13 protein-coding genes are annotated in these 11,942 nt (G+C 44.1%); 7 read left to right on the top strand and 6 right to left on the bottom strand.

Annotated elements, in window-relative coordinates; all coding sequences use genetic code 11:
* The first annotated feature begins 202 nt into the window (after window positions 1-202).
* Window positions 203-1,996: a fatty acyl-AMP ligase gene (locus tag PN470_RS02565; protein ID WP_272103571.1), complete on the top strand. Its 1,794-nt coding sequence runs from the start codon at window positions 203-205 to the stop codon at window positions 1,994-1,996.
* A gap of 144 nt (window positions 1,997-2,140) precedes the next feature.
* Here the strand turns inward: PN470_RS02565 and lspA are convergent, their stop codons facing one another.
* Genes lspA through bioB form a run of 3 tightly spaced genes read right to left on the bottom strand, consistent with a single transcriptional unit; the run spans window position 2,141 to window position 4,339 of the window.
* Window positions 2,141-2,611, bottom strand: coding sequence for a signal peptidase II (lspA, locus tag PN470_RS02560; RefSeq protein WP_272103569.1), 471 nt, complete (start codon window positions 2,609-2,611; stop codon window positions 2,141-2,143).
* 11 nt (window positions 2,612-2,622) lie between these two features.
* Window positions 2,623-3,273 (bottom strand): biotin transporter BioY, encoded by a 651-nt coding sequence (locus PN470_RS02555; protein WP_002776229.1) that lies wholly within the window; start codon window positions 3,271-3,273, stop codon window positions 2,623-2,625.
* Window positions 3,245-4,339, bottom strand: coding sequence for a biotin synthase BioB (gene bioB, locus PN470_RS02550; RefSeq protein ID WP_272103566.1), 1,095 nt, complete (start codon window positions 4,337-4,339; stop codon window positions 3,245-3,247). The genes PN470_RS02555 and bioB overlap by 29 nt, the downstream gene beginning before the upstream one ends.
* Window positions 4,340-4,472: 133 nt before the next feature.
* On the opposite strand from bioB, the gene rfbC reads away from it, so the two are divergent.
* The 6 genes from rfbC to uvrC all read left to right on the top strand — a co-directional run bounded on the left by rfbC (window position 4,473) and on the right by uvrC (window position 10,809).
* Window positions 4,473-5,018: a dTDP-4-dehydrorhamnose 3,5-epimerase gene (gene rfbC / locus PN470_RS02545; protein WP_271938121.1), complete on the top strand. Its 546-nt coding sequence runs from the start codon at window positions 4,473-4,475 to the stop codon at window positions 5,016-5,018.
* Between the two features lie 5 nt (window positions 5,019-5,023).
* Window positions 5,024-5,899, top strand: a complete 876-nt coding sequence (gene rfbD / locus PN470_RS02540) for a dTDP-4-dehydrorhamnose reductase (protein ID WP_272103564.1) — start codon at window positions 5,024-5,026, stop codon at window positions 5,897-5,899.
* A 4-nt stretch (window positions 5,900-5,903) separates the two neighbouring features.
* Window positions 5,904-6,977, top strand: a complete 1,074-nt coding sequence (locus PN470_RS02535) for a glucose-1-phosphate thymidylyltransferase (RefSeq protein ID WP_272103561.1) — start codon at window positions 5,904-5,906, stop codon at window positions 6,975-6,977.
* Window positions 6,978-7,224: 247 nt separating this feature from the next.
* Entirely contained in the window at window positions 7,225-8,310 is a 1,086-nt protein-coding gene (leuB, locus tag PN470_RS02530) for a 3-isopropylmalate dehydrogenase (RefSeq protein ID WP_272103559.1), read from the top strand.
* An 80-nt stretch (window positions 8,311-8,390) separates the two neighbouring features.
* Window positions 8,391-8,651, top strand: a complete 261-nt coding sequence (locus tag PN470_RS02525; RefSeq protein ID WP_002734814.1) for a hypothetical protein — start codon at window positions 8,391-8,393, stop codon at window positions 8,649-8,651.
* 280 nt (window positions 8,652-8,931) lie between these two features.
* Window positions 8,932-10,809, top strand: a complete 1,878-nt coding sequence (gene uvrC / locus PN470_RS02520; protein WP_272103557.1) for an excinuclease ABC subunit UvrC — start codon at window positions 8,932-8,934, stop codon at window positions 10,807-10,809.
* Between the two features lie 100 nt (window positions 10,810-10,909).
* Here the strand turns inward: uvrC and PN470_RS02515 are convergent, their stop codons facing one another.
* The 3 genes from PN470_RS02515 to PN470_RS02505 all read right to left on the bottom strand — a co-directional run.
* Window positions 10,910-11,194 carry a hypothetical protein gene (locus PN470_RS02515; protein WP_103111899.1) on the bottom strand — a complete coding sequence of 95 codons (285 nt, stop codon included), beginning with the start codon at window positions 11,192-11,194 and terminating at the stop codon, window positions 10,910-10,912.
* Window positions 11,184-11,480, bottom strand: a complete 297-nt coding sequence (locus PN470_RS02510; RefSeq protein ID WP_271931942.1) for a BrnT family toxin — start codon at window positions 11,478-11,480, stop codon at window positions 11,184-11,186. The genes PN470_RS02515 and PN470_RS02510 overlap by 11 nt, the downstream gene beginning before the upstream one ends.
* A 248-nt stretch (window positions 11,481-11,728) precedes the next feature.
* Window positions 11,729-11,942: pentapeptide repeat-containing protein (locus tag PN470_RS02505; protein WP_272103555.1), on the bottom strand; the 214-nt coding region annotated here is incomplete at its 5' end.

Here is an 11,942-nt window from a genome sequence, read left to right as displayed (position 1 = left end):
TAAGGGGGGATCGGCACCCTCCTTATCAAGGGGGATCCCCCCGCCTTCGGCTTCCCCCCTTATCAAGGGGGGCTAGGGGGGATCGAACCTAAAATCCATTTTTAATTTAATTATAACCAATAACTTAATCCTATACCTTGACCGATCGCCCTCCGCACCTTAAAACTTCTATACAATAGCCCCAATAAGTCCGATAACAACGATGACTGAAACCTTAATTCAACCTGCCACCCTAGTAGAACTCTTACGTTACCGCGCCACGGCACAACCAGAGGGCCATGCCTACACTTTTCTTATTGATGGCAAAAAAGAAACCCCACCTTTAACCTACAGTGAACTCGATCGCCAAGCAAGAGCAATCGCCGCCTATTTGCAAAAATACCAGGCGCTGGGAGAACGGGCCCTGTTACTCTATCCTCAAAGTTTAGAAGTAGTGGCCGCTTTTTGTGGTTGTCTCTACGCGGGAGTGATTGCCATTCCCGTCCCCCCACCGGAATCGGGACGACTTAAGCGCACTCTGCCCCGTTTACGCGCAATTGTCAAGGATGCTAATGCCACCTTTGCCCTAGTTACCGAAAGTATTCTGACTCTTATTGAAGGTGTTAAGGAAGAATTCCCAGAATTAGACCAAATGAAATGGATTACCACCGAAAGCATTGATATTTCGCTGGCGGACCAATGGCAAGATCCCCAGGTGGATAAATCGGCGCTTGCTTATCTGCAATATACCTCCGGTTCGACTAATATCCCCAAAGGGGTGATGTTAAGTCATTTTAACCTGATGCACCATTGCGGTTACTTGCAAAAAGCTTGTGGTTACGAACCGGATAGCGTTACCCTCACTTGGATGCCCTATTTTCACGATTACGGGTTAGTGGAAGGTATCACCGTCCCCCTCTACAACGGTACACCCTGCTATCTCATGTCTCCCTTTGCTTTTATTAAGCGTCCGATGCAGTGGTTAAAAAATATTACTAAGTACAAAGTTACTCATAGTCAAGCGCCCAACTTCGCCTATGATCTTTGTACTCGCAGGATTAAAGCTGCCGATTTAGCGGAATTAGACCTGAGCAGTTGGCAGGCCGCGGGAAATGCCGCCGAACCGATTAACCCGAAGGTCATGGCCAAATTTGTCGATACTTTTGCCGATTATGGCTTTTCTTGGCAAACTTTCGCCCCTGCCTACGGATTAGCTGAATATACCCTCTTGATTTCCAATAAACCCAAGGGAACCACCCCAATTATCACCGCTTTGGATGCAACCGCCTACGAACGCGGTAAAATTGTCCCTGTTAGTTCCGATCGAACCACGGGAGTTAGATACGTCCCCAGTTGTGGTCGTCGCGTCTGTGATACCCGTATAGCTATGGTTAATCCCGATACTTTCACCCTTTGTGCAGCCGATGAAGTGGGCGAAATTTGGGCCAGTGACCCCAGTATGGCCGCCGGATATTGGCAACGGGAAGACGCAACCAAAGAAACTTTTCAAGCTTATCTTGCTGATACAGGAGAAGGACCGTTTTTACGCACGGGAGATTTAGGTTTTCTTCTCGATGGGGAATTACATATCACGGGACGGATTAAGGATTTAATTATTGTCCGTGGTAGTAATCATTATCCCCAAGATTTAGAATGGTCAGTACAGCATCTTAATGAGGTTTTTCGTCCCGATTATGGCGCCGCTTTTTCTATTGAAGATAACGGGGAAGAACAGTTAGTTATTGTCCAGGAATTAGAACGTCGCAGCGGCGAATTAGATACGGCTGAATTAATTGCTGATATTCGTCAGGAAATCGCCGAAGAACACGAAATTATGACCCATGCCATTGTTTTGGCTAAATCGGGAACAATTCTCAAAACTGCCAGTGGCAAAATTCAACGCCGCGCTATTAAACAGAATTTTCTCAATGGGAATATTAGTATTATCGATGCTTGGTCAGAAAATCCTCAGTTAGTTAGTAAATTCGATCGCTCTATTTCTGAAACAGAAGCATAGTTTTTCGGGTGGGCAATTCTCACCCGATCGAGGATAAAGGCTCTTCTGGGTTCTGTGTGATAAGTTTAAGCGATATAGGATAGATCAATCTTTGTGTCCTCTGTGTCTGGAGTGGTTCCTTCCACTCCTAAGAGAGCCAAGGCACTACTTAGAACGAGGCGACTTGTGGGGAAAGGTAGAAATTAAGAGGCAAATAATCCCGATATTAATAAAGACATCAGCCAGATTAAAAACAGGAAAATTAATCAATCTAAAATCGAGAAAATCCACCACATAACCAAACAAAAAGCGATCGATGCCATTGCCGAAAGCCCCTGCTAAAATAAAACCGTAGGCTAATTGTTCCCAACGGCTTAAATGCGGTCCAAAGTAAGCAAAAGCCATTAATCCCAAACTAACTAATAAGGATAGCCATTTGAGCCAACCAACACCGCCCCGAAAAGCACTAAAAGCCGCCCCGGTATTAATCACAAATGTAAAATGAAAAACCCCCGGAATAACCGGAAAAGTATCACCAATTTGCTCAAAACTCTGCACGGTTATATACTTAGTTACTTGGTCTAAAATTAGACCAAGCACCGCCACTATCCAAAACCAGCGATTTTTTTTTAACATTGGCTCTGGCATCAATAAAATAATAATTTACGGAAGAAAAAGGCAATAATTACCACCACACAAATTACTACTAATTGCCCTAAAAATGGCCAGACTGAATAATTCATAAATAGGGTGGGCAAACTATCGGGAAAGGTGATTTGACTGGCTTGGGGCTGAAAAATCGACAATCCCAGCATATATAATAAACCGCACAGATGAATCACTAACAAACCGGCAAAGGCACTTAAAGCCAGAGTTTCTATCTTAGCCCGCCAGCGAAAAGCCAACCAACCACACAGCCATGCCCCCGGCATAAAGCCTAAAATATAGCCAAAACTGGCTTCTTTCAGATAACCCATTCCCCCACCCTGAGCAAACACTGGCAACCAAGTTAAACCGAGAAAAATATAGGCAACCTGGGCAAGAAGCCCGGCATTTTTGCCCCCCAGACAGCCCGTTAACAATACTGCCCCAATTTGGTAAGTTATGCCTAGTTTTTGCGAAGATAGACCCGCAGCCGACCAACTAGCTAGGCTTACTGGAACAAATGTACTAAAAATTGTCAGCAACAAACCAATCAAGGCCCAGATTAACTCATTGGGAACCGACGCGGAAGTGCGCCGCGGCGGAGATTCTTGTCCTCGACGTGATTTAGGTTGCCTGTTGGGGTTGGTATTCACCGGGGATGGGGGCTTCTCCTCCTATTAAACTAAGATCAGCCAACATCGCCTGATCCTGTTGGGGCGGTTGTCCTAGGGTGGTCAAATAATGCCCAATCAGCATAGCATTAATTCCCGATTTTAGCCCCAGATTTTGCAATTCTCCCATCACTGCCTCTCGTCCCCCGGCATAACGGAGAATTTGTTGAGGTAAGATAAACCGGAAAATGGCGATCGCTTTTAGGGCAGTAAAAGGGTCCAGTTTGGGTAAATGACCTAAAGGGGTGCCACTTCTGGGGTTTAATAGGTTAATCGGCACTGATTCCACTTCTAATTCCGCCAGAGAAAAAGCTAAATCAATGCGATCGGTCCAACTTTCCCCCATACCGATAATTCCGCCCGTACAAGCTTGAATTCCCGCCGCTTTCAGGTTTTTTACCGTTTCTACCCGATCCTGCCAACTGTGGGTGGAGACCACGTTAGGATAAAAATTCTCGGAAGCCTCCAGATTGTGATTATAACGGGTAACTCCGGCTTCTTTTAAGGCCTGGGCTTGGGGGAGGGTTAACTCTCCTAGGGCGCAGCAGGGTTTAATCTTGGCGGTTTCGATGATTTCTTGAACTGTGGCCAGTATTTCTTCGAATTCCTGCGATTTAGGGCTATTATACTTTAATCCCCGACCTTGACTAACTAAACAGAAGCGTTTGGCCCCCGCGTCGGCTGCCGCTTTCGCATGGCTGACGATTTCCTCGCGACTTTTTAAACCGTAGATAGGCGAATCTTGTCCGGGATGGTGGACGGATTGGGAACAAAAACTACAATTTTCCGAACAACTTCCCGATTTTATGTTGATAATGCTACATAAATCCACCGTATTGCCACAACAGGCCTGACGAATGCGATCGGCAGCTTCACATAAGCTGAAAATATTTTCCTGACCTTCGATCGCAGTTAAAGCTAGGGCCTCTTGCTTACTGAGTCGATCGCCAGCGATAATCTGATTAGCCCTAGTCTGTAACCAGTTTTTTAAGGCTTCTCCCTCCACGGGGATAGATTGAGTAGCGGTGTGTGTAGAGACTTGTACCACGTCGTTTATGCTCTGACTAAGTTAGGCTCATCTTATCATTATTCAGTTACTGGGGAAAGATTAATAAAAAACTTTAGAAAAAAATGCCCTTTTGTGCTAGACTACCCGCAAAAGTTATCTTGTCTCCGATTTTATGAAAGTTATTCCGACGGAAATTCCTGATGTTTTAATCATTGAACCGCAAGTTTACGGAGACGATCGAGGTTTTTTCTTGGAGAGTTTTAATCAGAAAGATTTTCGAGAAAAAACTGGGGTTAATACCACTTTTGTCCAGGATAATCACTCTATGTCCCTAAAAAATGTCCTGCGAGGATTGCACTATCAAATCCCCAATCCCCAGGGTAAACTGGTGCGAGTGGTGAATGGTAGTGTTTTTGATGTGGCCGTGGATGCGCGTCAAAGTTCCCCCACTTTTGGGCAATGGGTAGGCTGTGTTTTAAGTGCGGAAAATAAACGGATTTTCTGGGTTCCCGAAGGTTTTGCCCATGGCTTTCTAGTTCTCTCCGATCGAGCAGAATTTCTCTACAAAACCACTAATTATTATTATCCAAAGTACGAAAAAACTATTTTATGGAATGATGCCGATTTAGGGATTGACTGGCCTCTAGAGAACCCGCCGATTCTCTCCCCTAAAGACCAAGCTGGACAACCCTTTAAATCCGTGGAAGTTTTCCCCTAAAGACGATGAAAAAAGTTTTACTAATTGGTGCTAAAGGTCAGGTAGGACAAGAGTTACAGGTAACTTTGCCATACTTGGGCGAAGTTATTAGTATCGGTCGAGAAGAACTAGATTTAACTAACTCGGAAAAAATCAGCCAGTTAATTAGGGAAATTCACCCCGATTATCTGGTTAATGCCGCCGCTTATACGGCAGTGGATAAAGCCGAAACCGAACCAGATTTAGCCTATTCTATCAATGCTATAGCCCCGAAAATCATGGCGGAATCTGCCGAGAAAATTCAAGCTAAATTTCTCCATATTTCCACCGATTATGTGTTTGATGGTCGGAAAAATACCCCCTATTTAGAAACCGATCTAACTAATCCTTTAGGGGTTTATGGACAATCAAAGTTAAGGGGAGAAGAGGAAATTAAAACTGTTAATTCTCAGGCAATTATCCTCCGGACTGCTTGGGTTTACGGCAGTTATGGCAAAAGTAATTTTGTCAAAACTATGCTGAGATTAGGCAAGGAAAGAGAGGAGTTAAAAGTAGTTGTTGATCAGGTGGGAAGTCCCACTTGGGCAAAAGATATCGCCACGGCCATTACTCACCTTCTAATTAATGTCGATAATCCCCCAGGAATCTATAATTTTACTAATAGCGGTGTCGCCAGTTGGTTTGATTTAACTAAAGCGATTTTTGAGGAGGCAAAAATAAGCGGTATTCCCTTAAAAATTCAGAGAGTAATTCCCATTACTACTGCTGAATATCCTACCCCAGCAGTGCGTCCGGCCTACTCGGTTCTTTCTGGTCAAAAAATCTCGCAACAATTGGATTATATTCCTCCCTATTGGCGAGATTCTCTCAAAGCTATGCTCAACCAACTATTTAATCTTTAAAACTATGAAAGCACTAATTTTATCCGGTGGTAAAGGTACGAGGTTACGTCCCCTAACTTATACTGGGGCAAAACAGTTAGTTCCCGTGGCTAATAAACCGATTTTATGGTATGGAATCGAGTCAATTGTCGCCGCAGGAATTACCGATATTGGCATTATTATCAGTCCCGAAACTGGGGAAGAAATTCGTCAGACCACGGGCAATGGTGAACAGTTTGGGGCTAAGATAACTTATATTCGCCAAGATCAACCAGCAGGATTAGCTCACGCGGTCAAAACTGCCCAATCTTTCCTAGGAGATTCCCCCTTTATTATGTACTTGGGTGATAACCTAATCGAGGATGATTTATCGCCCTTTTTAGACTCTTTCCAAAAACAGTCCCTTGATGCTTTAATTCTGTTGCGAAAAGTGTCTAATCCTAGTGCTTTTGGGGTGGCAAAAGTAGATGAAACCGGCAAAGTTTTATACTTAGTCGAAAAACCCAAAGAACCCCCCTCAAATTTAGCTTTGGTGGGGATTTATTTTTTTGCTCCCACCATTCATCAAGCGATCGCATCTATTCAACCTTCGGGCCGGGGTGAGTTAGAAATTACCGACGCTATCCAAGAATTAATCAATCAAAATAAAGCAGTAGAAGCCAATAAACTACTGGGTTGGTGGTTAGATACCGGTAAAAAAGATGATTTATTAGAGGCCAATCTGATTATCCTCGATACCTGTCTAGAAATCGCTTTACAGGGAGAAATTGATGCTAATAGTCAGGTGATCGGACGGGTACAAATTGGTCAGGGTAGTAAAATCATTAATAGTACCATTCGCGGCCCTGTCATTATCGGAGAAAATTGTCACATTGAGAATTGTTTTATCGGTCCCTACAGCAGTATAGCTAATGGAGTAAAATTAATTGATGCCGACATAGAACACAGTGTAATTCTCAAAGATGCCACGATTATTGGCATTCATCAGCGCATAGTTGATAGTGTGATTGGACGACGGGCAAAATTAGAAATTGCTCCCCAACGTCCAAAAGCTTTACGCTTTATGATTGGGGATGATTCCCATGTGGAATTAGTGTAGTTATTGGGGATTAACTGCCCCTTTAATTAGGGTTTGCGGCAAAAAGTTTTTCCTGGGTGTAGGGTGTAGGATTTTACCGATTTTCAGGGAAAAAGTCCCGGAATTTTCCTCCCAATCACTGCAATCGCTGGCACTTTTTGATGGGAAAAAAGTCTAAAAGCCTTATCCAACAAGGTTTTTAGATTTATTCAGCCAACCCTAACTATGTTATAATCAAGAGTCTGACCTATTTTACCGTTCTAGAACTATGACGCAACAGTATCGCATTACCCTACTACCCGGCGATGGCATCGGGCCGGAAATCCTCGCTGTCACCGTAGAGATACTGAAAGTCATCGCTAAAAAATTTGACCTCCAGTTTGACTTCCAAACCGCTTTAATTGGAGGGGCAGCCATTGATGAAACCGGCAATCCCCTCCCCGAAGCAACTCTGAGCGCCTGTAAAAATAGTGATGCTGTTCTCCTGGCCGCTATCGGGGGTTATAAATGGGATAATTTACCCCGGCAGCAAAGGCCAGAAACGGGATTATTAGGCTTAAGATCTGGTTTAGGTCTTTTTGCTAATTTACGTCCTGCCACCATTTTTCCGCAATTAATCGACGCTTCTAGTCTCAAACGGGAGATTATCGAGGGAGTGGATATCATGGTCGTCCGGGAATTGACCGGGGGTGTCTATTTCGGTCAACCGAAGGGGATTTTTGAGACAGAAACGGGAGAAAAATGCGGTGTAAATACCATGGTTTACTTAGAATCGGAGGTGGACCGCATCGCTAAGGTGGCCTTTGAAATTGCCCAAAAACGCGGCAAGAAACTCTGTTCCGTCGATAAAGCTAATGTTCTTGATGTTTCCCAACTCTGGCGCGACCGGATGACGAAAATCGCCGCTAATTACCCCGATGTGGAACTTTCCCATCTCTACGTCGATAACGCAGCCATGCAGTTAGTCCGGGCCCCCAAACAATTTGATACTATCGTCACGGGCAATTTATTCGGTGATATTCTCTCCGATGAAGCGGCCATGTTAACCGGTAGTATCGGAATGTTACCCTCCGCTAGTTTAGGGACTGCTGGGGTGGGAGTTTTTGAACCCGTCCACGGTTCGGCCCCGGATATCGCCGGCCAAGATAAAGCCAATCCGATCGCCCAGATTCTCAGCGCTGCTATGATGTTAAGATATGGGCTAAATCAGCCTTTAGCGGCAGTATCGCTGGAAAAAGCCGTAGAAAAAGTCTTAGACCTCGGTTATCGTACCGGAGATATTTTCTCAGAAGGTATGACCTTAGTGGGATGCCAAGCTATGGGCCAGGCCATCCTGAAAGTTTTAGAATCATAACAAAAGTGGCATAATTCGGAAATCGTCATATACCATTGATTTAATAAATATGTCAATTTAATCGTGGGGAGACGAGTGAGATGGTGGCCCTATCCGAGAAAACAGAACAACAGCGTGTCGATATGGAAATCCCAATTTTGTTAGATCCTACTGTCTTACGGGCAGCCAGACGCATTTATCGCATCTACTGTACCCTCAACAGCCGAGTTAGTAAACGTCCTTTTGGTGTCGCTATTAACCGCGACAATCATCGCGGCCAATTGATTTTTAACAATAAACCGATTCTTCTCCCTGGGGAATGTTTCGTCCCGATTAAGCAAATCGAATCGGAAGCCTATTAATTTTTGTGAAGATTTGCCCTAAATATCTTGCCAAACGTCAGCTAATACCCACTGGCGTAATTTTTTTGTCTAATATAGGGTTTGCTGAATAAATCTAAAAACATTGTTCGATAAGACTTTTAGACCTTTTTGCAATCCAAAAGTACCGGCCATTGGAGTAATGGGGGGGAAAATTCCGGGACTTTTTCCCTGAAAATCGGTAAAACCCTACACCCCACACCCTACACCCCACACCCCACACCCAAGACAAACTTTTTGCCGCAAACCCTAATATAAAAAGATGTTCGGGAATAATCTTAACTCTACCCTAATCCAAGACCTCGATCGCCTAGAAAATCGTCTTCGGGAAATTCCCCTCGAACCGGGGGTGTACTTCCTGCGCGACCAAAATGGCGAAATTCTCTACATTGGTAAATCCAAAAAACTCCGGTCTAGAGTCCGTTCCTATTTTCGTCCCAGTCAACCCCTCAGTCCCCGCATTGCTTTGATGGTGCGACAGGTGACAGAAATTGAATTTATCGTCACCGACACGGAAGCAGAATCCTTGGCCCTGGAAGCTAATCTAATTAAACAACATCAGCCCCATTTTAATACTCTCCTCAAGGACGATAAAAAATATCCATACATTTGTATTACTTGGTCGGAAACCTACCCGCGCATTTTTATTACCCGCAAACGTAGGATAAATAACCAAAAAGACCGTTATTATGGTCCCTACGTCGATACTAGGCTGCTGCGCTACACTTTACACCTAATTAAACGCACTTTTCCCCTGCGTCAACGTCCCCAACCTCTGTTTAAAGACCGTCCCTGTTTAAATTATGATATCGGTCGTTGTCCGGGGGTTTGTCAAAAATTAATTAGTCCCCAAGATTATCGAGAAACCTTGCAGAAAGTGGCGATGATTTTTCAGGGAAGGACGGGAGAATTATTAGAGAAATTAGCAGCAAAGATGCTCGCAGCGTCGGAAAACCTAGATTTTGAACAAGCGGCCACTATTAGGGATCAAATTCGCGGATTACAGGCCCTTAATACCGATCAAAAAGTCTCTTTACCTGATGATACCGTATCCCGGGACGCGATCGCTTTAGCTAAGGACGAGCAGCATTGTTGCATACAATTATTCCAAGTGCGTTCTGGTCGTTTGGTGGGACGTTTGGGATTTTTTGCCGATAGTCAGTCAGCAAACGAGGGAGAAATCCTGCAAAAAGTCCTAGAAGAACATTATTTATCGGTGGAAGGGGTGGAAATTCCTAGCGAAATCCTGTTACCCTGCGAATTACCGGAAGGTGAGGTGTTAGCGGGGTGGTTAAGGGAAAAAAAAGGTCGCAAAGTCGAGTTAACTGTCCCCCAACGGCAAAGTAAAGCGGATTTATTAGCCATGGTGGAGAAAAACGCTCTTTATGAGTTAGAAAAGACGAAAAGAAGCGCCGACCGAGATTTACAGTCTTTGCAGGATTTAGCGGTAATTCTCGATTTACCGGCACTACCCCACCGCATCGAGGGTTATGATATTTCTCATATTCAGGGTTCTAATGCAGTCGCGTCGGGAGTGGTGTTTATCGATGGGGTGGCCGCTAATCAACATTATCGTCACTATAAAATCAAAAATCCCGAAGTTAAAATCGGCCATTCCGATGATTTTGCCAGTTTAGCAGAAGTAATTCGCCGGCGTTTCCGTCGTTATGCCGAAAATCCCGATAATATTGCCGAAAGTGATGATTTTCCCGATTTGGTCATGATTGATGGGGGAAAAGGACAATTATCGGCCGTGGTGACAGTTTTAGGGGAGATGAATTTATTAGAACAGGTAAAAGTTGTTAGTTTAGCTAAACAGAGAGAGGAGATTTTTTTACCAGGAGAATCCTCTCCTTTAGAGACGGATAAGGAACAACCCGGAGTGCAATTATTGCGTCGAGTCAGGGATGAAGCGCACCGCTTTGCTGTTAGCTTTCACCGACAACAAAGGATGCAAAAAAGTCGCCGTTCCCGTTTGGATGAGATACCGGGGTTAGGTTTTAAGCGACAAAAAGATTTATTAGCTCATTTTCATTCTCTGGATTATATTCGCGAAGCTTCCCTAGAACAATTGCAACAGGTGACAGGAATTGGGGAACAATTAGCTAAGGAAATTTATAATTATTTTCATCCTAGGTAGGGATATGCTGTTGAAGAATATCTAAGGGGGGTTATGATGAGAATATCTTCAATAAAACTCTACGTTCTACAAGCGATCGCACTACAACTAAAAACCTAGACTAACGCGGAGTAACTTCACTCAAGGCTTCTTGCAGCACTTCATCACTTACACCATGACGCTTCAAACTAGCAACGAGAGCAGAAATTGTATCTCCCTCTAGACGCTCCAAATCCGCACGCAGCCCTTGTCCAATGTAAGCACGCATCAAAGGTTGATAACCTGAGAAACCAAGCAAAGGTGCAACCCGCTTTAAATCTTCAATCACATCTTCGGGAATACGAATCGTGATTGTAGTCATAGGGCGATTTCTCTCCAGTCGTTTTTTTAATGCCTCAACTTTCATAATACTCACGTTCCTTGCGTGTGGCTTTGCGAGCCGAAATGATCCGAATGATGTCGTTTTCAGGCTCAATATAAACGACGTACAGGAGATTCCACCGTCTATCTAACCCAATGATCGCATCTCGTGCCTCATCATTGCGACTTGCATCAACAATAACCAGCAGTGGATCGAAGAAGACTTCTGCTGCTTGCTGAAACGTAATACCGTCATGGTTGATCGGGTTAATCCTAGATTTCTCGTCATTCCAAACAAAAGTAATGCCACTGAGGACAAAATAGACATCCATACTTGTAGTATAGGCAGGATGTATTTACATTGTCAATACTTTATTAACACACCCTACGAGGCTAGTTTTAGCAAATCCGATTTATCCCCACTCACCAGATAATCGGCTCTCTTGGGTTTGGTGGGTAAAATGTATTCTAAGATACATTCTTCCTAGCGAGGGGGTGGAACGAACCACAAAGACACAAAGGACACAAAGACTGATCGATCATATTGTAAGTTAAACTTATCACACAGAACCTAGAAGAGTCACTCGGTTTTAACTTCCGTATCGAGAATCGTCCCTTTGACGTTAGCATCTTTAAAATTAACCCCTTCAAGATTTGCCCTTTCAAGATTTGCCCCATCAAGATTTGCCTCGCCCAGATTAGCCCTTTCAAGATTAGCCCCTTCAAGATATGCCCCTGCAAGATATGCCCCGTAAAGATTTGCCTCGTAAAGATTTGCCCGTTTAAGATTAGCC

The sequence above is a fragment of the Microcystis sp. CS-574 genome (genome assembly GCF_028329095.1).
In the GTDB taxonomy this organism is placed as follows: domain Bacteria; phylum Cyanobacteriota; class Cyanobacteriia; order Cyanobacteriales; family Microcystaceae; genus Microcystis; species Microcystis ichthyoblabe_A.
The sequence above is the reverse complement of the archived record's forward strand: the minus strand, read 5'-3'. Positions and strand labels throughout refer to the sequence as shown.

Excerpts from the sequence above, each read along its gene's own strand:
- leuB (WP_272103559.1), top strand. The coding sequence starts at position 7,225 with ATGACGCAACAGTATCGCATTACCCTACTACCCGGCGATGGCATCGGG.
- rfbC (WP_271938121.1), top strand. The coding sequence starts at position 4,473 with ATGAAAGTTATTCCGACGGAAATTCCTGATGTTTTAATCATTGAACCG.
- PN470_RS02565 (WP_272103571.1), top strand. The coding sequence starts at position 203 with ATGACTGAAACCTTAATTCAACCTGCCACCCTAGTAGAACTCTTACGT.
- uvrC (WP_272103557.1), top strand. The coding sequence starts at position 8,932 with ATGTTCGGGAATAATCTTAACTCTACCCTAATCCAAGACCTCGATCGC.
- PN470_RS02510 (WP_271931942.1), bottom strand. The coding sequence starts at position 11,480 with ATGGATGTCTATTTTGTCCTCAGTGGCATTACTTTTGTTTGGAATGAC.
- rfbD (WP_272103564.1), top strand. The coding sequence starts at position 5,024 with ATGAAAAAAGTTTTACTAATTGGTGCTAAAGGTCAGGTAGGACAAGAG.
- PN470_RS02515 (WP_103111899.1), bottom strand. The coding sequence starts at position 11,194 with ATGAAAGTTGAGGCATTAAAAAAACGACTGGAGAGAAATCGCCCTATG.
- PN470_RS02535 (WP_272103561.1), top strand. The coding sequence starts at position 5,904 with ATGAAAGCACTAATTTTATCCGGTGGTAAAGGTACGAGGTTACGTCCC.
- lspA (WP_272103569.1), bottom strand. The coding sequence starts at position 2,611 with ATGTTAAAAAAAAATCGCTGGTTTTGGATAGTGGCGGTGCTTGGTCTA.
- PN470_RS02525 (WP_002734814.1), top strand. The coding sequence starts at position 8,391 with ATGGTGGCCCTATCCGAGAAAACAGAACAACAGCGTGTCGATATGGAA.